This is a genomic window from Arthrobacter sp. BG3 (assembly GCF_056680185.1).
Map to the genome: position 1 here is coordinate 3,980,933 of NZ_CM155270.1, position 18,522 is coordinate 3,999,454.

Below are 18,522 nucleotides of genomic sequence, written 5' to 3' on the forward strand. Positions count from 1 at the left end.
GTCGTCGCCCCGCTCATTGTCAGGGGCGTCCGACGGCGGAGAAACCGCAGGTCAGCGGGGAATGGGGCCTAAAGACACGATGACGGCGCTCCCCGCCTGCCACATACTGACCTCATGAGTCCAGAGCCGCAGGAACCCGAGCCGAACGTACCCAAACCGGCCACAGCACCGGCCGGACCGCCGGCAGCAGAACCGGCCGCGGCCCGGCACCGGCCGGACCGGACGCTGCTGGCCATCCTCGCAGCCATCGCCGTCCTGGTGATCGTCGCCCTGATAGTCGTGTTCACCCGGGGCGAGCCAGCCCCCTTGGACGCGGCGACCCCCGCCGGTGTCGTCCAGCGCTATTCCGCCGCTGTGATCGCCGGAGACGAGACGGCGGCGACCGCCTACCTGACGGATGCAGCCAAGACCCGCTGCAGCACCGACATGCCACGCTCGGGAGCGGACAGCCTCCGCGTCACGCTCGTCTCAACGACCGAGCGACCGGAGTCCGCAGACGTCAGGGTGCTGATGACCGTCTCCGAGGGCGGCGGCCCGTTTGGCAGCGCCGAGTACCAGATGGAGGACTCCTTTGACCTGGTCAAGGCCGGAGACAAGTGGCTGATCGACAGAGCCCCGTGGCAGCTCACGGTGTGCCAGAACACGGCGGTGAAGTGATGAGCACGGCATCCGCCGCGGGCTCGGCCCAGCGGACCGTCCGCCGCCTGATCACCTACCTGCTGCTGTTCGCCCTCGTGGTGATCGCAGCCATCGGCCTCAGCGGCCTCCTGGAACGGCTGCTGGTGGCGGGCACCACGCTGGTGACGGGGGATATTGCCGGGCTGGCGCGCTCGCTGGCCTTCGCCCTGATCGGCGGACCCCTCGCGGCGGTCCTCTGGTGGATTGTCTGGCGGCGCCTGGGTGATGAAACGGAACGGGCGTCGGTCGGCTGGGGCCTGTATATGACCGGGGTTTACGTGCTCTCCCTGATCCTGGCGACGACCAACCTGCTGAGTACCCTGACCACCCTGATCGGCGGCCGGTCGCTACAGTGGCGCTCCTCCCTGGCCGCCGGCCTGGTGTGGGCGGCCGTCTGGGTCTGGCACCGCTGGATGTGGCGCCATCCCCGGAAGCGGCCGCTGGATCTGACGGACGTCCCCACGGTCCTCGGCAGCTACATCGGGCTGGTGATGGGGGTCAGCGGCGCAGTCACAGCCTTGTCCGTCCTGCTGGATGCCGCGCTCCGGGGGGCCATCGCCGCCGGGATGGTGGGCAAGCCCTGGTGGATTTCCGCGCTGCAGTCCCTCGTCTGGGCCGTGGGCGGCGGCCTGGTCTGGTGGTGGCACTGGAAACACGACGGCGGCCGGCTGCTGCGCACCGATCTCGCCAGTGTCGTCCTCATGCTCGTCGGGGTCCTCGGCGCCGGGGTGCTGACACTCGGCGGTGCCGGAGTGACGGTGTTCACGCTGCTGCGGCTCGCTTTCGACCGCACAGAACCGATGGAGCAGCTGCTTGAGCCCCTGGCGACGGCGGTGGCCGCGGCCGCTATCGGCTCTCTCGTCTGGGCATACCACCGCGGGCTGGCCCGCGGAAGTTCCGAAGGCGTCCGGCAGGGAAGCCGGCTGATCGCCTCCGGCGTCGCGCTGGTTGCCGCTGCCTCCGGCATCGGCGTGATCGTCAATGCCGTCCTCGCCATGGCGGCCACCCCGTTCGTGGGATCCGGGATTCGCACGCTCCTGCTCGGCGGCATCAGCTCGCTCCTGGTTGGAGGCCCTGTCTGGTGGGTTGCGTGGAAGCCGCTCCGACGGACGCCCGCGGCGAAGCCTGGCGCTGCCGGCGATACCGGGCGCTGGCAGAACGCCCGGCGGGTTTACCTGGTCGTGGTGTTCGGCCTCAGTGCCGTGGTTGCCGTCATCACCCTCCTGGTCATCGGGTACCGGGTGTTCGAGTTCTTCCTGGGCGACCTCTCCGGGGGCAGCGTGGTGGAGAGGATCCGGGCCCCGCTCGGCTTGCTCGTTGCCACCGGGCTTGTGGCCGGCTACCACTTTGCGGTGTGGCGCGACGAGCGTGCCGCCGGCGCGGCGGCGGGGCCGGCCCGGAAGCGGACCATCGGGCACGTCGTGCTGGTGACCGGCTCCGATCCGGCGCCGCTACACCGGGTGATCGAGGACGTCACCGGGGCTGGCGTGACCGTCTGGCGGCGGGCCGACGTTGGGGCTCTTCCTGTTCCTGTCACCGTCCCCGGGCCTAGGCTTGGGCCTGTTCCTGGCAGCGTACTGGGGCCGGGGCCCGGGCAGGGGCTGGCGCCTGGCCCCGGTGCCGACGCCGGACAGCTGGCCGGCCGGCTGGCGGCGGCGCTTGAGGGTGTGACGGGAGCACGGGTGCTCGTGACGGTCAGCCCGGACGGCAGGATCGATGTGATTCCGCTGCTGGGCTAAGCTGCTGGTCTGAGGACCCCGGCGCCCGTTCCTACTCGAGGTCGAAGGTGCTCTTGTAGTTCCGCACCGCGTTGGTGACCGTGGGGAAGAAATGGTCCGGGCCAAAGCGGCTGCTGACGCCAAACTGGATCAGGCGGTCCTTGATGGGGCCCTTCATTTCGGCGAAAACGAGGCTGATTCCGCGTTTCGCCAGCTCGTCGTCGAGTGCCACGAGGTCGTCCAGCGCGGTGGTGTCCAGGCCGGTGATGGCCTCCGATGCCACGATCACCCACCGCACCGGTTCAGGGGCGGCGGCCACGAGGTTCCTGATGTGTTCGGTGAAGACGGCGCCGTTGGCGAAGAACAGCGGCGCGTCGAAACGGGCGATCACGAGTCCCGGGACGCGCTGGCCCTCGGGGTGCCGGCTCAGGTCGTGGTAGCCGGGGACGTCCCCCACACTGCCGAGCTCGGTGCGGTAGGGGTCCAGGGCGCGGCTCACGAAGGCGATCAGGGACAGCCCGATGGCGACAACGATGCCTTCAAGCACGCCGACAAACGCGACGCCCAGGAAAGTGGCCACCAGCAAAGCGGCCTCGATCCGGCTCATCCTGAGCAGCCGGAGAAGCGTTTTCAGGTCAAGGATCGACGTCGCGGCAACAATCACGACGCCGGCCAGCACGGTGGAGGGCAGGAAGGTCGTCACCCCGGGCGCGATGAGCATAAAGGCCACCACGAGGACGGCGGCAACGACTCCGCCCAGCGGGCTCTTGGCGCCGGCCTCGAGGGCGATGGGCGTGCGCGAGGTACTGCCGGAAATCGGAAATCCGCTGAAGAGTCCGCTGGCCACGTTTGCGACGCCGAGGGCACCCATCTCCTGGTTCCCGTCCACCTGCCCGCCCTGCCTGGCGGCCAGGCTTTTGGAGAGCACGGAGGTGTCCGCGAAGGCAATCAACGCGATGCCGGCCGCTGGGCCGAGCAGGGCGAGGACCTCCTCGAGGCTGACTCCGCCGATGGCGGGAACCGGCAGGCCGCGGGGCAGGGCGCCCACGGTGGGAAGCGCCGCCGTGAGGTCCAGAACGGCGGTCAGTGCCGTGGCTGCCACGACGGCGATCAGCACGCCGGGAAGCTTCCACGGCAGGAAACGGCAGACGACAATGATGGCGATGGTGCCCGCACCGAACAGCAGGGCGAGGGGATTGGTGGCACCCTGGGCCACAGCCCGTGCGGTGGCGGCGGCGCTGTCGACGAGCGAGCCGCCGGTTGCCGGGATGCCGAGCAGTTTGGGCAACTGGCTGAGCATGATGGCGACGGCGATGCCGTTGAGGTAGCCCACACGGATGGGTTTGGACAGCAGCCCGGTGACGAAACCCAGTTTGAAGACCCTGCCGGCCAGGAGCAGTCCGCCGATCAGCAGTGCCAGGACGCCGGCGAGGGCCACCGCGTGGTCCGGATTCTTGCCGGCAAGGGGCAGGATGGCGGCGGCGATCATCGGTGCGAGGCTGGAGTCCGGGCCGATGATCAGGACCCGGGAGGGCCCGAAGACGGCGTAGACGAGCAAGGGGATGACCGAGGCGTAGAGGCCCGTAACGGCCGGCAGCCCGGCCGCTTCGGCGTAGGCCATGCCGGCCGGAATGAGGAACGCGCTGAGGGCCGCGCCGGCGGTCAGGTCAGATTTGAGCCAGGGACGCCGGTAGTCCCGCACCATGCGCAGACCGGGCGGGGCTTTTAGTCCCCACGTTCCGCGCACGGTGGCCCTGGCTACGCAGCAGGGGACGCGGAGCCGCCGGCCGCCGGAGCGTCCTGGCCGTACTCCGCCGAAACGAGGATGGGGAGGTGGTCTGAGGCGCCACGCGGGAGGGTTTCGACACTCTCGATGTTCAGGCCCTGCGACGTGGCGAAGTCAAAGTGGCCCTTGAAGACCCTGTACCGCGTGTAGGTACGGCGGTCGCTGAGCGTCAGGTCGTAGCCTGCATCCTTCATCTCTTCGGTGAGGTACTTGGTGAAGAACGGGTAGTTGAAGTCACCGACCATCAGTGACATGAGGCCGCCGCCCATGCTCAGCAGTTCCGCGTGGGCGGCATGGATCTGGTTCCGGCGCAGTGAATTTGACGCCGTGAGGGGGGCCGCGTGGAAGGAGGCGATGACCAGGTCGTGGTCCGTCTCATTGTCGATCACCCGGGTGCCGATGAGCCGCTCGTGGGCGGGGGAGAGGACGCGGTCATGCAGTGACTTCTTCAGGGCAAAGGTCTTCGTTTCGTACGCCGTGAAGCGGTCCTTGCGGTAGTAGATCGCCAGGCCCAGCCGGTTGCCCTTGGTGGAACTGGCCAGGTGCAGATCGCCAATGGTGTCCGGGATGTCGTTGGTGTCGCATTCCTGGAGACACAGGGCATCAATGTCAAAATCGCGGGCCAGATCAACCAGCTCACCGCTGGCATGGTGCTTACGCAGGTTGTAGCTGATGACTCGAATCAGGGGAGCACCTCTTCGGCGGGTAGTCGTGGAAAGTCTGATTCCGAGTCTACCCAGTCCGGCTAAGCCCGTGGGAACTGAGACTGCGCGCCCGCCCGGAAGAACGGAATCATTGGGCTGACCCGGACGTTGACCCAGTAACGCGCGGCTGCGGCCGCGTTTTTGCACGAACTTCCCGGCAAAGAGCAGGAGACACCGCCATGGCAAAGGCAATCTGGAACGGCGCGGTCATCGCGGAGAGCGACAACACGGTCATGGTGGAGGGAAACCATTACTTCCCCCGCTCCTCGGTCAACGCCGCGTACCTGGAGGACAGCAGCCACAGCAGTGTCTGCCCTTGGAAAGGCCAGGCCGGCTATTACAGCCTCGTGGTTGACGGCGAGCGGAACAAGGATGCTGCCTGGTTCTACGCTGAGCCGAAGCCCGACGCCGGGCACATCAAGGACCATCTGGCGTTCTGGCAGGGCGTCCGCGTGGAAGCCTGAACGCAGGCACCGTAGGGCACCGGGGAAGCGATAGTGTGTTCTGGGATTACCAGCCACGCGAAAGGGCAGACCTTGACTGCTGAACTACCGGTGCTTGCCGAGGGCGACTACTACTACGAGGTGCTGGGCGGCGGTCGTTTCCGCTCCACCATCCACGCCCAGGGCGCCTGGAATGAACACGAGCAGCACATGGCCCCCGCCTCCGGCATCATGGCCGACTGCCTGGACCGGCATGAGCCGCGCGACGACATGCGGATGGCTCGCCTGAGCTACGAGATTCTTGGCCTGATTCCCGGCGGAGAGTTCGAGGTCGTCACCACCACCCTGCGCCCCGGCCGGACGATCGAACTGGTGCAGGCCGAGCTGACCGCCGGCGGCCGCACCGCGATCCGCGCCACGGCCTGGCGGATGATCACCTCCGACACCTCGGCCATCGCGGCCTTTGAGGATCCGAAGATCCCCGCGCCGGAGAACTGCGAACCCTACAACGCCGCGAGCATCTGGCCGGGCGGCTACATCGCGTCACTGACGATGAAGATTGCCGACGGGCACCGCGCCGGTTCGGGCACGGTCTGGCTGCACACCGAACACCCCCTGACGGACCGGAACGACAGCAGTGACCTGGCCCGGCTGGTCGGCCTGGTGGACACCGCCAACGGGATCGCCGCCCGCGTCCCACCGGGGAAAGGCAGCTACTCGTTCCCCAACCTGGACCTCCAGATCCACATGTACCGGAAGCCCGAAGGGGAGTGGCTTGGGCTGGACAACGAGGTCTCCTTCGGCACTGACGGGATCGGCCTGACCTCGACCGTGCTGCACGACCTCAAAGGCCCGTTCGGCCGGGCCGAGCAAATCCTGACGCTCCGGAAGTCCTAGGGGCCGGCAGTCCCGGCGGCGGAACCGCCGCCTGGACTGGTGGACGACGGGCTGGTGGACGTCGGTCTAGGGGGCGTCGGGCCGTTGGGGGACGACGGGCCGCTGGGGGACGACGGGCTAGTAAAAGACGAGCCAGCCCACCACGGTGGCCAGGCCGGTCAGCACCGCGCCCCAAGCGATGTCCGCCACCACGATGACGAGCGGCCAGTTCTTCAGGGTGGCGGCGTTGGTGAGGTCGTAGGTGGCGTAGGCGAAGGTGCCCAGCGCTGCGCCGTAACCGAGCGCCGTGAGCCAGCTGCCGCCGTGCAGCGCGGGCTGGAGGGCGAAGAAGACGATCCCGGCGATGTACAGGACATAGAAGGCGACGGCGTACCCTAGATTGGGCTTGTCCGCCATGAGGTGCCCCAGATGGCTCCGGTAAAACTTGCTCATCGACTTGAGCCAGACGGAATCGATGACGGCGAACGCGGCGGCTACGACGAGGAACTGCAAGATGACCATAAGGGAGCATAACAAGATGCCGGAGGCCGCGGGCGCACCCCGGACGCTGACGATTTTCCGGCAGAAGGCATCCCTTGGCGCCGCCGCGGACCTGGACCTCGCCCTCGAGCTGCTGCGGAAGGTCAAGACCGGCGGGGTGGGCCCCATGCTCCGGCTCTACCGCCCGGCGCCCACCGTGGCCTTCGGGCAGCGCGACACGCACCTGCCGGGCTTCGACGCCGCAGCGCGGGCCTGCCGGGGGCTCGGGTTCGAACCGCTGATCCGCAAGGCCGGGGGCCGCGCCGCGGCCTATCACGAGGGGACCCTGGTGATCGATCACCTGGAACCGGACCCGGATGCGATCGCCGGAGCTAAGCGGCGTTTCTCCTTCTTCGGCGAGCTGCTGGCTTACGCGCTGCGGACCGCCGGCGTTGACGCCGCGGTGGGGGAGATCCCGGGCGAGTACTGCCCCGGCGAATTCAGTGTCCACGGCCAGGACCCGGAGTTTCCGCAGCACCGGCTCAAACTTGTCGGCACCGCCCAGCGGGTGGTGGCCGGCGGCTGGCTGTTCAGCTCGGTCATCGTCGTGGAGAACTCGGCCCCGATCCGCGCGGTGCTAGAGGCCAGCTATGCCGCCCTGGGCCTGGAATGGGACCCGGCCACGGCAGGCGCCGTCAACGACCTGGTCCCGCATCTGGACGTGGACGCCATCGAGGCGGCCGTGATCGAGGCCTACGCCCGCTACGCCACCCTGGACTATGGGGACTTCGGCAGCCTGCTCGGCTGAGACCGGCGCCCCGCTCCGGTGCCCGGCCGGGAAAGTCCGGACGGATGGGGCATTCGCCGCGGACCCAACCGACGCGCAGCAGGGGCCGTTCTGGTTGCCCAAAACGGCCCCTGCTGCCAGCTGCCTTGCTAGTGGCCGCGGGCGATCCATTCCTCCAGCTGCGGCGCTTCAGCGCCGACGGTGGTCGGGTCGCCGTGGCCGGTGCGCACCACGGTGTCCGCCGGGAGCGTCAGCAGCCGCGTTTTGATGGACTCAATGATGGTGGGGAAGTCACTGTAGGACCGTCCGGTGGCGCCCGGACCGCCCTGGAACAGGGTGTCGCCGCTGAAGACGGTGCCCTCGCCCGCCAGTGCAAAGCACATGGAGCCGGGCGAATGCCCCGGCGTGTGCAGCGCCACGAGTCGTGCGCCGGCGACGTCGAAGCTGTCCCCGTCCTCGATCGCGTGGTCCGGTTCGGTGCCCGGGAACACGCGCTGCCAGAGCATCCAGTCCTCGCGGTTCAGGTACACCGGGGCCTTCACGCGCGAGCGGAACTCGCCGACGGCGCCGATGTGGTCGTCGTGGCCGTGGGTCAGCAGGATTGCCTTCACTCTCCGGCCGGCGACGGCGGCCTCGACCGCGGCGGCGTCGTGCGCCGGATCGATCACGATGCATTCCGCGTCGTTGCCCACGATCCAGACATTGTTGTCAACGTCCCAGGTGCCGCCGTCGAGCGAGAACGTGCCCGAGGTGACCAGCCGGTCGATCCGCAGGCTGTTCCCCGGACCGCCGCTCACAGTTCCACGACCGAGCGCAGCACGGCGCCGGAGTGCATCTTGTCGAAAGCTTCCTCGATCTGGTCGATCGTGATCCGCTCCGTGACGAAGGCGTCCAGGTCCAGCTTGCCCTGCCGGTAGAGGTCGATCAGCATCGGGAAGTCGCGCGAGGGCAGGCAGTCGCCATACCACGAGGCCTTGAGCGAGCCGCCGCGGCCGAACACGTCCAGCAGCGGCAGTTCCAGGGTCATCTCGGGGCTGGGAACGCCGACCAGGACCACGGTGCCGGCGAGGTCGCGGGCGTAGAAGGCCTGCTTGTACGTTTCCGGGCGCCCGACGGCGTCGATCACGACGTCGGCGCCGAAGCCGCCGGTCAGCTCGCGGATGGCCTCGACCGGGTCGACGGCGGAGGAATCGACGGTATGGGTGGCGCCGAGGTCCTTGGCGCGTTCGAGCTTTTTCGGGTCAATGTCGACGGCGATCACGGTGGTGGCACCGGCGAGCGCGGCGCCGGCAACAGCAGCCACGCCCACGCCGCCGCAGCCGATGACGGCGACGGAATCGCCGCGCTTGACGTTTCCGGTGTTGATGGCCGCGCCGATGCCTGCCATCACGCCGCAGCCAAGCAGGCCGACGGCGGCGGGATCGGCGTCGGGGTCCACTTTGGTGCACTGGCCGGCAGCGACGAGGGTTTTCTCGGCGAACGCGCCGATACCCAGGGCAGCCGAGAGTTCAGTTCCGTCCTCCAGCGTCATCTTCTGGACGGCGTTGTGGGTGTTGAAGCAGTACTGCGGCTGGCCCTTGGCGCAGGCACGGCACTCGCCGCAGACGGCGCGCCAGTTCAGCACCACGCGGTCGCCGGGGGCCACCTGCGTGACGTCCGGACCCACTGCACTGACGACGCCGGTGGCCTCGTGTCCGAGCAGGAACGGGAAATCGTCGTTGATGGCGCCCTGCTTGTAGTGCAGGTCGGTGTGGCAGACACCGCAGGTGAGGATGTCCACCAGGGCCTCGCCGGGCCCGGGATCCGGGACCAGAATGGTCTCCAGGGTGACGGGTGCTCCCTTGGAGCGGACTACTGCGCCTTTGACTTTATGGACCATGGAAATAGCTCCTCTGCTCTTGTCGCGGCTTCAGCCGCAAAACTGGTTGTCACAAACTTCTCAAGCAAACTTCAGTTGCACAACGCAACGCGGCGCGGCCACCGGGGTGGCCGCGCCGTCGTCGTCATCGGGAAAAAGGAAATGCCTTAGGCCGCGAGGCGGCTCTTGACCTCTGCCGCGGAGGGATTGGTGGCCGCGGTGCCGTCCGGGAACAGCACGGTGGGCACGGTGCGGTTTCCTCCGTTGAGCTTCTCCACGAGATCTGCGGTGCCTTCAACTTCTTCGATGTTGATCTCGGTGTACCCGATGCCCTGGGCATCCAGCTGCTTCTTCAGACGGTTGCAGTAGCCGCACCAAGTGGTCGAAAACATGGTGATGGTGCCGGATTCGGGGGTGAAGTCCACGAAGTTCTCCTTCAAGCTGTTTGACGGCGCTGGTGGCAGCGCCGGTTGCCGACAAAAAGTCGTACGTCATTGGCAACAACCGTAACCCGCAGGCCGCTATTCCCGCACAGCGGGTGCGGTTACAGGCGGACGATGGTTTCGCCCCCGAGCCCGGCAGCAACACGGTTGCTGTTCTTGCCATGCCCGGAGTCTATGGGGCGGACCAATGAGGCGACTGTGCTCTTGACGCGGCCCGGGCCACAAGGGTAGACAGGGGCCATCCCGGTGCCGTCGCGGGGGTCCCGGCTGCAGAACAAACGCGGGCAGCGCGGGGACCGTCATTCTGACCCACGGCGGAGCAGCGGAGTGAGGTGTGAGCGATGACCGGATTTGTTGCCCTCCGCTTCGTGGCGCTCGGCTGGGCAGGCTTCGTCGCCGCGGAAGCAGGGATTGTGGACGAATGGGGGTATTACTTCGGCGTCTTCGTGATTGTGCTGGCCCAGTGCGCCGGTGTTCCGCTTCCCGCCGTGGCCGCACTGCTGGGGGCCTACGCCTCGGCGCGCCACGGAAATCTGAACCTTGCTGCCGTTATCGCGGTCGGCAGCCTGGGCGCCATGCTCGGGAGCACCATTGGCTACGTCCTGGGGCGGGTGGGAGGCCGTCCCTTGATGCTGCGACTTGCACAGCGCTTCCACGCCGACGAGAAACGCATCACCCAACTGGAGTCGTTCTTCGATCGGCACGGCGGCACCGCCTTGTTCTTCGGCCGCTGGGTCATTGTCGTCCGGCTCTGGGGCGCCATTGCCGCGGGGGCTGCCAAGATGCCGTGGCCCAAGTTCCTGCTGTGGAACATCACAGGGTCCATTGCCTGGGTCGCGAGCCTGAGTGTCCTCGCCTACCTGGCCGGGGCGCTGGCCCAAACCATCGGTGACGCTCTCGACATCGGCGGCTGGGTGCTGGTCCCCTTCGTCGTGCTTGGCCTGGTGGTCGTCTGGCGCCGGCGCAGACGCCGGAAGCTGAAGTTGGCGGAAGGGGCAGGGGACGGCGTGCCCGACGCCGACTGAAGCCGGCCAAGCTGTCAACCTGGTCCCGGCTGTCAACCTGGTCCCGGCGCGGCAGCCAACGCCATTACCCGCCTGCCCTGGGCAGCCGCGACCCTGCAACGGCCCCGGGACCGCCCGGCCACACCGTGAGGGCAGCACACCGGATGACAGGGGCGGGGCGCGGTGGCAAGCTGGTGCCATGTGTGGACGCTACGTGATGGCCCGGGCCGTCGGAGACCTGCTGGCCGAGTTTGACGCCGAACTTGAGGACGAGGTGGCGATTCCGCCGTCGTGGAATGTGGCTCCGACGGCGGATGTGCCGATCCTGCTGGAGCGGCTGGTGGACGGGGGACCGGTCCGCCAGCTCCATATTGCCCGGTGGGGCCTGGTGCCGTCCTGGGCCAAGGATCCGGGGATCGGGTCGAAGATGATCAATGCCCGCAGCGAGAGTGTGCTGGAGAAGCGGCGTTCCGGAAGGCCACCCGCTCCCGGCGCTGCGCCGTCCCGGCCGATGGCTACTACGAGTGGAAGGGTGAGGGGCGCGGCAAACAGCCCTATTACGTGCACCCAAGGGACGGCCACCCGATTGTCTTCGCCGGACTCTACGAATGGTGGAAGGACCCGTCCAAGGCCGAGGGCGACCCGGACCGCTGGCTGCTCTCCACGTCGATCATGACCACCGACTCGCCGCCGGAGGGCTACGCCGGGGGAATGCTGGCCGAACTCACGGCACTGCACGACCGGGTGCCGCTCCCGATGGACCGCGGGACGATGCAGGCGTGGCTGGGCCCGCAGGCCGACGATGCCGCCGGACTCGTGGACCTGGTCCGGTCCGGGGCGCATGACGTTGCGGAGGGCTGGACAATCGACGCCGTCGGCACCGCCGTCGGGAATGTAAGAAACGACTCCCCGGAACTCATCCAGCCGGTGGGGAGCCTGTTTTAGCCTGGTGCCAGTCGCGCCGGACGGGAGCGCCGTCTTTGGGGTGAACGGAGGAAACGGGCGGTAATCCGTGCTGGATGCGGGAATCCCCGGCGGCGCCATCGTGCGGCGGCTCGTCTGTCCGCTGGTGCGGATGCTGCGTGGTGCCGCCGACAGACGCCGGCACCACCGCTGCTTCCTGGCACACCGGCTCGAATAGGCGTGCCGCCGTGTACTCCAGCCACGTTAGCCTCGCGACCGGGAACCTCAACAGGGTCATTGTGCCCTGGGTCACAGCAGTGCGGCTTTGTCGGCGAAAGCAATGCGGGCAGAGGTGGCTTAGGGCACCGAGGTACTCCGGCGTTTGAATCTCTCACCGCCTCAATGGCCTGACCAGTCAGGGTTCCCGCTTCGATCCGGTGTCAGCAACGGCAGCCCCCTGCCGCGGCGACCCGGCAAGAGGCCGTTGTCGCGAATTATGGATGCAAATCGCCGCAGTAAATTGTTCCCGGCCTGCAACGCCGTGGGGGACACCGCATCGAGACTGAGGAATCCGTGAACTTGTCCCGCATGACCAACGTGGTGGACCTCTGTTCCTGCGGCAATCAGCTTTTGAGCCAGAGCACCGCCCTCATCACGAAGCGGATCGTGTTCCGCCGTTGCTATCACCGTCGGTGGCAGACCGCTGAACCTGACGTGCAATGGGCTCCACATCTCGAGTTTTTCAGCGTCGATGTCCGGCACCCATTGCTGTAGCGACCACGCTAAAGCCCCCGCGTCCAGTCCCCATCCCCACCCTGTCTGCTGCACGCTCGCTGTCGCCGGCAAGGGACGGGGAACCCTTGATTGATCCTGGAATTGCCGCTGGCCCGACGGCCCACTTCAGGGTGGCGACCACATCGTCAATCGCCGCCGGTGCCGGGTTCTCCGGCGCTCGCCGATAGTGGACCGCCAGTACCGCGGCGTTGGCCTCCACTGCCAGACGGCGACACGTCCGGTCATGGGAATCGAGGTCCCCGAAAATGAAGGCCCCGCCATGGACGTAGACAACGAGCGGCAGGGGCTGCGCGGTGGGGCGGTAGAAACGCAGTTGAACCGCGTTGTCGCCGGGCAGCGACAGCTCCAGTACCTGAAGCAAGCTTGGCCCGGCCGGCCTCACACGCTCGGCGCGCAGCTTGTTCACATCCAGGGGCGGGGCCTCTGCTGGTTGTGACCGGATGTCCGATATCCACTGCGTCAACTCGTCATCGGCAAATGTCTCTTTCACCTGCCAGTGATCTCCTGAGGAATGCCCCTTGACGGACCTGGACCAGCAGGGAAGGCTTTGGACCCGGCCGGCTGAATCCCACGCCGCCGTAGGAGCGGTCTATCCAGCGGGCCCCGCCCCGGTCGATTGCGGAGCGTGCCACCCCGGTAGGCGCGGAACGGCAGGCAGACGTCGATGCCGGGCGCTGCATCATGGCATTCGCCCAGGGAGACCCGGCCGGACCAGGGCCTGAGCGCACAACAGGCACCTCCGTGGAGGACGCTCTGACGAGTGCCTCCATGCGGTCATGCTGCTTCCAGGATTCTTCCGGGCTAAGCCATCCTGTGAGCTCCATGACGCCGGTATGGCAAAACCCCTGCGGGGCTGACCCGCCGACGGCGGGTCAGAGCGTGACTTTGCCGCCGCTGTCGACCGCCCAGCTGGGATTGAAGGCAACTTCCCAGCGGTAGCCGTCCGGGTCGGCGAAATACCCGGTGTAGCCGCCCCAGGGCTGGGTCTTCGGAGCGGCGACGATGGAGGCTCCGGCGGAATCGGCCTCTGCCATCACCGAGTCGACTTCCCTGGCGCTGCCCAGGTTGTGGCTCAGCGTGATGGACGGACTGGCAGTTGGGGGATCGGTGGCGGCTTCGGCCTGCATCTGCCCGGTGTCCCAGAGCGAGAGGATGAGACCGTGATTGGCCTGAATGAAGAGGACCTCGCCCCGGACTTCCCGGTGCACGGGCCAGCCCAGGCCGTCGACGTAGAAACGGCGGGAGGCCTCGACGCTGTGGACGCCCAGTGAGATCAGATCGACTCGTGGCTGCATCCTTCGATATTGTCATGGACATGTCCACAAATCACCAAGACGAAAAAGCTGCCAAAGCCGACCGGGAACAGCTGGCCGCCGTGCGGGTTGCTGTTGACGAGGTGGACGAGCAGATCGTGTCGCTGATCGGCCGCCGCGAGCGCCTGATCCGGATCGCCGGAACCCTGAAGGCGGACAGTGCCGAGGTGCGGGCCCCCGGGCGCGTGGAGCGCGTTATCGAACACGTCCGCGCCACCGCGGAACAGAAGGACATCGACGTCGACCTCGTGGAGAAGACCTACCGGGCAATGATCGACGCGTTCATCACGCTCGAGCTGGAAGTCTACAAAGCCAGCTCGTAGGGCCGGCGGCCTAGAGGGCTTCCTCCACCGGGACATTCGCCTGGTAGTCGCGGCCGTCGCAGTCGCTGAACGCCGTCATGAGGTGGCCCTTGGCCAGGCCCATGACCGTGCTGAGGGGAAAGTGCCCGGTAATGGTGTTGCCGGAGTGCTCCACGCCCTTGAGGTCAAAGTTCTCCTCCGTGCCGTCGTGGCTGAAGCAGTAGAAGGACACTGCCTCCCCGTTCATGAACTCGATCCCCATTCGTCGCTGGTGGGAATGATCCGGGGTAGCCGCCACCAGCCCCACCACATAGGCGCCCTGGCCGGGGATATTTCCGTCTATATCGAACTTCGCCACCAAGGACATGTCCTCGGCGGCGATGCTTACGTGCTTCAGAAGTGCGTTATGGGAGCTCATGGCTCAATCCTGCTACCTGTGCCTGCGTCCGTCCACCCCTGATCTAGGTTTTGCCCCGGCACCGTCGTAGACTGGAGTTGTTCGAATATGTGTTCGAATAGTTGCCTACTGTTTTGGTACAGATGATGGTTTATTCAGATGGTGTGGTCCGGGAGGCACGATGGGCATGTTCAGCGAGTCGGTGGACGTCGTCTGCTCACCTTCCGGCCAGCCGCTGGAGCTCGACTGGGCCGGCCGCCACTACACCGTCTGTGCGGAACCGGTGCGCTGGTACGAGCGGCGCCAATGGTGGGCGGAAGAACAGCGGGCGCCGCTGGGCAGCGGCCCCGGGCTGGTGGACCATGAGATCTGGCGGGTCCAGGTGCGCCCGGCGGATTCCTCCAACCTGGAAAGCCTCCTCACCCTTGACCTCACCCGGCATGTGGGCAGCGGGCGCTGGCGGCTGCTGCGGATCCATGACGCCCTGCTTCCAGTCCGGAAGCCCGAATCAGCATGAGCTTCACCCATCTCCACGTCTCCACCGCCTTCAGTGCCCACTACGGTGTCTCCTGGCCGGAGGAGCTGGCGGCCGCCGCGGCCGCGGACGGGGCAACGGCGCTCGCCTGCACGGACCGCGACGGCCTCTACGGCACGGTCAAGCACCTGTTGGCCTGCATGGCCGCGGGGCTGGACCCCATCGTCGGGGTGGACCTGGCGGTCTTTGACGACGACGGCGACCTCCGCACCCAGGTGGGGGGACGCGTCGTCGTGCTGGCCCACGGGCACAACAACGGCGCCGGCTACCGGGCGCTGTGCCGGCTGATCTCCGATGCGCATGCCCGCACCACGGGCAAGGCCGGGGGAGCGGTGCCCGTGGCCGTTACCCGGGCCGAACTGGCCTCCCGCACCCTGCACCCGGAAACCCACCAACCGGTGCTGACCGTGCTGGTCGGCCCGGACTCCGACGTCGGACGGGCCATGGGAGGAAGGCGCTACCTGCGCCCCCGCACCCTGTTCAAACGCTGGCTCGACACCATGCCGCCCGGAACCATCGCCGCCGAGGTGGTCAGCCAGCTCAGCCCGCCCGGGGAGCCGCTCAGCACCGCCCACGCGGTGCGGATGCTCAAGCTCGCCGCTGAACACGGGGTTCCGGCCGTGCTGAGCAATGCCGTGCGGTATGTCGCGGAGGACGGGGCCGCCACCGCGGACGTGCTGGATTCCGCCCGCACCCTGAAATCGCTCCCCGAACTCTCCGCCGCCCCGCTGCTCCAGCCCAACGGGCAGGGCTGGCTCAAATCCGCGGCACAGATGCTCCAGCTGGGCAAGGAGATCATGCACGCCGCCGGATACGGCGCCGCCGACCTCAAAAGCCTGATGGCGCAGACCGAGGCGCTCGCGGACCGTTGCCGCATCGATCCGGTGACGGACATGGGCTGGAAACAGCCCGTAGTGCCGGAAGCCTCGGTGATCGGCATCGCCGGGGACGCCCTCGTTGAACTCACCCAGCGCTGCGAAGCTGGCATCAGCAGGCGGTTCCCGGGGATCACCGGCAAGCCCGCGGAGGAGCTGCGCTCGCGGCTGGGCCACGAGCTGCGGATCATCGACAGCCTGGGCTTCGCCGCGTACTTCCTGACCGTGGCGGAAGTTTCCCGGATGATCCTGGACATGGGGGTAAGGGCGGCGGCCCGCGGCTCGGGGGCCTCCAGCCTGGTCAACTACCTGATCGACGTCAGCCAGGTGAACCCGCTGCAGCACGACCTCATCTTCGAGCGCTTCCTCTCCCGGGACCGGGCCACCCTGCCGGACATCGACATCGACGTCGAAAGCGCCGAACGGCACAACGTATACCGGAAGATCTTTGAGCGCTTCGGCTCCGAGCGCGTCACGCTGATGAGCATGCAAAACGGCTACCGCGCTCGCGGTGCCGTGCGCGACGCCGGCCTGGCGCTCGGCATGGAGGAGGGCGAAATCGGGGACATCGCCAAGCAGCTGTGGCGTTTCTCGGCCCGGAACTTCCGCGAGGCCCTTGAGGAAAAGCCTGAGCTGAAGGAGTTCGCCGGCAGGGTGGGGCAGCGTGGTGTCGGGGAAAACCAGCAGCTGGACCTGCTGGTGGACCTGACCGAACGGCTGGACCGGCTGCCTCGGCATATCTCCATGCACCCCTGCGGGGTCATCCTGGGGGACGCCACCCTGCTGGACCGTACACCCGTGCAGCCCAGCGGACTGGGCCTGCCGATGAGCCAGTTCGACAAACACGACATGGACCCGATGGGCATGCTCAAACTCGATGTCCTCGGCGTCAGGATGCAAAGCGCCATGGCCTTCGCCGTCCGCGAAGTGATCCGGCTGCATCCCTCCAAGGCCGAGGTTGTGGCAGCGGGGGCCCACCCGGTGGGGCCGGACGGCGCCGGGCCGGACTACATCGCCGGGAACGGCCTGATCGACCTCAACGCCGTGCCGCTCGACGACGAACCCACCTATGAGCTGATCCGCAGCACCCACACCCTGGGCTGCTTCCAGATCGAATCCCCCGGGCAGCGCGAGCTCATCGGCAAACTCGCCCCCCGGGAGTTCAACGACCTCATCATCGACATTTCCCTCTTCCGGCCGGGACCGATGAAATCGGACATGGTCCGGCCCTTCCTGGAGCACCGGCATGGCTTCGCCCCCGAGGTCTACCCGCACCCGGACCTCAAACCCGTGCTCAAGGAAACGCACGGCGTCACCGTCTTCCATGAACAGATCCTGAAGACCTTCGACGTCATGACCGGATGCGGGCTGGCACGGGCCGACGAATTCCGCCGCGCCCTCGGCAACGAGGTGCTGGAAGGAAAGGTGGAGGAATTCTTCCGCAAGGAGGCCAGGGCCCGTGGCTACGGCCCCGCAGTGGTGGACAAGGTCTGGGGGACGCTGAAGGCCTTCGGCAGCTTCGGGTTCTGCAAAGCCCACGGCGCCGCCTTTGCCGTGCCCACCTACCAGTCGGCATGGCTCAAGACCCACCACCCGGAGGCCTTCCTCGCCGGGCTGTGGGAACACGATCCGGGCATGTATCCCAAGCGGCTCCTCGTGTCCGAGGCCCGCCGGCTCGGCATCCCGATCCTGCCCCTGGACATCAACCGGAGCCACGCCGAGTACCGGGTGGAACGCGTGGACACCGGCCCGGAGCGCGGCAAGCTGGGCATCCGGCTGAGCCTGAACGGCATCTACGGTCTCTCCGGAACCGAGCTGAAAAGGATCGTGGCGGGACAGCCCTATGACTCGCTCGCGGACCTGCGGGCCAGGTCCCGGCTCAGCAAACCGAGCATCCAGCGGCTGGCCCAGCTCGGTGCCTTCGACTCCCTGCACCGGGCCGCCGGCGGGACCGCCAACCGTGCCGACCTCGTGCATCACCTGCAGTCCCTGCAAAGCCGGCCGCAGCGCAAAGGCCCCGACGTGATCGAGGGGCAGCTGTCGCTGCCGCTGGGCGACGTGGAACTGAAGAACCTCAAGGCGGGGCTGCCCGAACCCACCCTGGTGGACACAGTTCGGGCCGAGCTGGACCTGATGGCCGTGGATGTCAGCGACCACCTGATGGCCAGCCACCGGCCGCTGCTGGACCGGCTCGGCGTCACCACCGCGGACAAGCTGCTGGGACTGCGCAACGGCACCGAGGTGCTGGTCGCCGGAGTCCGGGTCGCCACCCAGACACCACCCATGCGGGGAGGCCGCCGCGTGGTGTTCATCAGCATCGACGACGGCACCGGCTGTGTGGACTCGGTGTTCTTCCATGAGGCCCAGGAGCTGGCCGGACCGCTGCTGTTCGGCACCCGGCTGCTGCTGATCCGGGGGACCACCCGGCGGACCGGTCCCAGGGGGATTAGCATCAGCGCCAGCATGGCCTGGGACCTGAGCCGCACCGGCACCCTGCCGTTCCCGGTCCCCGCCACCGGGATCCCGGAAGACCGGGAACCGGATCCGCCGGGCGCGCTGGACGGCATCAGCCGCAACCTCGCCATCACCGGGCTGGGCGGCTGAGTGGCGCGTTGGTTGGCCTCT

At 67.6% G+C, this 18,522-nt stretch carries 19 protein-coding genes and 1 pseudogene; 10 read left to right on the forward strand and 10 right to left on the reverse strand.

Annotation, left to right across the window (positions count from 1 at the left end; translation table 11 throughout):
* Window positions 1–114 precede the first annotated feature (114 nt).
* The gene (locus AC1MFL_RS17975; RefSeq protein WP_479811646.1) at window positions 115–657 is read left to right on the forward strand and encodes an LpqB family beta-propeller domain-containing protein; all 543 of its coding nucleotides are present in this window, start codon (window positions 115–117) and stop codon (window positions 655–657) included.
* Window positions 657–2,417: a DUF5671 domain-containing protein gene (locus tag AC1MFL_RS17980; RefSeq protein WP_479811648.1), complete on the forward strand. Its 1,761-nt coding sequence runs from the start codon at window positions 657–659 to the stop codon at window positions 2,415–2,417. The genes AC1MFL_RS17975 and AC1MFL_RS17980 overlap by 1 nt, the downstream gene beginning before the upstream one ends.
* A gap of 31 nt (window positions 2,418–2,448) precedes the next feature.
* Here AC1MFL_RS17980 and AC1MFL_RS17985 read toward each other — a convergent pair whose 3' ends face one another.
* Both AC1MFL_RS17985 and AC1MFL_RS17990 read right to left on the reverse strand, forming a co-directional pair.
* Window positions 2,449–4,143 (reverse strand): SulP family inorganic anion transporter, encoded by a 1,695-nt coding sequence (locus AC1MFL_RS17985; protein WP_479811650.1) that lies wholly within the window; start codon window positions 4,141–4,143, stop codon window positions 2,449–2,451.
* A gap of 11 nt (window positions 4,144–4,154) precedes the next feature.
* Window positions 4,155–4,865 carry an endonuclease/exonuclease/phosphatase family protein gene (locus tag AC1MFL_RS17990; RefSeq protein WP_479815556.1) on the reverse strand — a complete coding sequence of 237 codons (711 nt, stop codon included), beginning with the start codon at window positions 4,863–4,865 and terminating at the stop codon, window positions 4,155–4,157.
* Between the two features lie 200 nt (window positions 4,866–5,065).
* Here AC1MFL_RS17990 and AC1MFL_RS17995 point away from each other — a divergent pair, with 200 nt between their 5' ends.
* Together AC1MFL_RS17995 and AC1MFL_RS18000 are read left to right on the forward strand one after the other, a co-directional pair.
* Window positions 5,066–5,350 carry a DUF427 domain-containing protein gene (locus tag AC1MFL_RS17995; protein WP_479811652.1) on the forward strand — a complete coding sequence of 95 codons (285 nt, stop codon included), beginning with the start codon at window positions 5,066–5,068 and terminating at the stop codon, window positions 5,348–5,350.
* Window positions 5,351–5,422: 72 nt separating this feature from the next.
* The gene (locus AC1MFL_RS18000; RefSeq protein ID WP_479811654.1) at window positions 5,423–6,226 is read left to right on the forward strand and encodes a thioesterase family protein; all 804 of its coding nucleotides are present in this window, start codon (window positions 5,423–5,425) and stop codon (window positions 6,224–6,226) included.
* 117 nt (window positions 6,227–6,343) lie between these two features.
* Here the strand turns inward: AC1MFL_RS18000 and AC1MFL_RS18005 are convergent, their stop codons facing one another.
* Window positions 6,344–6,727 (reverse strand): DUF2177 family protein, encoded by a 384-nt coding sequence (locus tag AC1MFL_RS18005; protein WP_479811656.1) that lies wholly within the window; start codon window positions 6,725–6,727, stop codon window positions 6,344–6,346.
* Between AC1MFL_RS18005 and AC1MFL_RS18010 the strand changes: the two genes are divergently transcribed.
* Window positions 6,720–7,493 (forward strand): lipoate--protein ligase family protein, encoded by a 774-nt coding sequence (locus AC1MFL_RS18010; RefSeq protein ID WP_479811658.1) that lies wholly within the window; start codon window positions 6,720–6,722, stop codon window positions 7,491–7,493. The genes AC1MFL_RS18005 and AC1MFL_RS18010 overlap by 8 nt on opposite strands.
* Before the next feature lie 128 nt (window positions 7,494–7,621).
* On the opposite strand, the gene AC1MFL_RS18015 is transcribed toward AC1MFL_RS18010, so the two are convergent.
* The 3 genes from AC1MFL_RS18015 to AC1MFL_RS18025 form a co-directional block, all read right to left on the reverse strand.
* The gene (locus AC1MFL_RS18015; RefSeq protein WP_479811660.1) at window positions 7,622–8,269 is read right to left on the reverse strand and encodes an MBL fold metallo-hydrolase; all 648 of its coding nucleotides are present in this window, start codon (window positions 8,267–8,269) and stop codon (window positions 7,622–7,624) included.
* On the reverse strand, window positions 8,266–9,351 hold the full coding sequence (locus AC1MFL_RS18020) for an S-(hydroxymethyl)mycothiol dehydrogenase (RefSeq protein ID WP_479811662.1): 1,086 nt from the start codon (window positions 9,349–9,351) through the stop codon (window positions 8,266–8,268). Before AC1MFL_RS18020 ends, AC1MFL_RS18015 begins: the two co-directional genes overlap by 4 nt.
* 146 nt (window positions 9,352–9,497) lie before the next feature.
* Complete coding sequence (locus AC1MFL_RS18025) at window positions 9,498–9,755, reverse strand: mycoredoxin (RefSeq protein WP_024367105.1); 258 nt, start codon at window positions 9,753–9,755, stop codon at window positions 9,498–9,500.
* 359 nt (window positions 9,756–10,114) lie between these two features.
* On the opposite strand from AC1MFL_RS18025, the gene AC1MFL_RS18030 reads away from it, so the two are divergent.
* Together AC1MFL_RS18030 and AC1MFL_RS18035 are read left to right on the forward strand one after the other, a co-directional pair.
* Entirely contained in the window at window positions 10,115–10,798 is a 684-nt protein-coding gene (locus AC1MFL_RS18030) for a DedA family protein (protein WP_479811664.1), read from the forward strand.
* Between the two features lie 196 nt (window positions 10,799–10,994).
* A pseudogene (locus AC1MFL_RS18035) lies at window positions 10,995–11,722 on the forward strand (SOS response-associated peptidase).
* A gap of 357 nt (window positions 11,723–12,079) precedes the next feature.
* Here AC1MFL_RS18035 and AC1MFL_RS18040 read toward each other — a convergent pair.
* The 3 genes from AC1MFL_RS18040 to AC1MFL_RS18050 form a co-directional block, all read right to left on the reverse strand.
* The gene (locus tag AC1MFL_RS18040) at window positions 12,080–12,508 is read right to left on the reverse strand and encodes an alpha/beta hydrolase fold domain-containing protein (protein WP_479811666.1); all 429 of its coding nucleotides are present in this window, start codon (window positions 12,506–12,508) and stop codon (window positions 12,080–12,082) included.
* Window positions 12,423–12,965, reverse strand: a complete 543-nt coding sequence (locus tag AC1MFL_RS18045) for an alpha/beta hydrolase fold domain-containing protein (protein ID WP_479811668.1) — start codon at window positions 12,963–12,965, stop codon at window positions 12,423–12,425. Before AC1MFL_RS18045 ends, AC1MFL_RS18040 begins: the two co-directional genes overlap by 86 nt.
* Window positions 12,966–13,347: 382 nt before the next feature.
* Entirely contained in the window at window positions 13,348–13,770 is a 423-nt protein-coding gene (locus AC1MFL_RS18050; RefSeq protein WP_479811670.1) for a VOC family protein, read from the reverse strand.
* 14 nt (window positions 13,771–13,784) lie between these two features.
* Here AC1MFL_RS18050 and AC1MFL_RS18055 point away from each other — a divergent pair, with 14 nt between their 5' ends.
* Window positions 13,785–14,111, forward strand: coding sequence for a chorismate mutase (locus AC1MFL_RS18055; protein WP_301231250.1), 327 nt, complete (start codon window positions 13,785–13,787; stop codon window positions 14,109–14,111).
* A gap of 10 nt (window positions 14,112–14,121) precedes the next feature.
* Here AC1MFL_RS18055 and AC1MFL_RS18060 read toward each other — a convergent pair whose 3' ends face one another.
* Window positions 14,122–14,508, reverse strand: a complete 387-nt coding sequence (locus tag AC1MFL_RS18060; RefSeq protein WP_479811672.1) for a hypothetical protein — start codon at window positions 14,506–14,508, stop codon at window positions 14,122–14,124.
* A gap of 160 nt (window positions 14,509–14,668) precedes the next feature.
* Here AC1MFL_RS18060 and AC1MFL_RS18065 point away from each other — a divergent pair, with 160 nt between their 5' ends.
* Window positions 14,669–15,004, forward strand: a complete 336-nt coding sequence (locus tag AC1MFL_RS18065; protein ID WP_479811674.1) for a DUF6504 family protein — start codon at window positions 14,669–14,671, stop codon at window positions 15,002–15,004.
* The gene (locus AC1MFL_RS18070; RefSeq protein ID WP_479811676.1) at window positions 15,001–18,501 is read left to right on the forward strand and encodes a DNA polymerase III subunit alpha; all 3,501 of its coding nucleotides are present in this window, start codon (window positions 15,001–15,003) and stop codon (window positions 18,499–18,501) included. The genes AC1MFL_RS18065 and AC1MFL_RS18070 overlap by 4 nt, the downstream gene beginning before the upstream one ends.
* The last annotated feature ends 21 nt before the right edge of the window (window positions 18,502–18,522 follow it).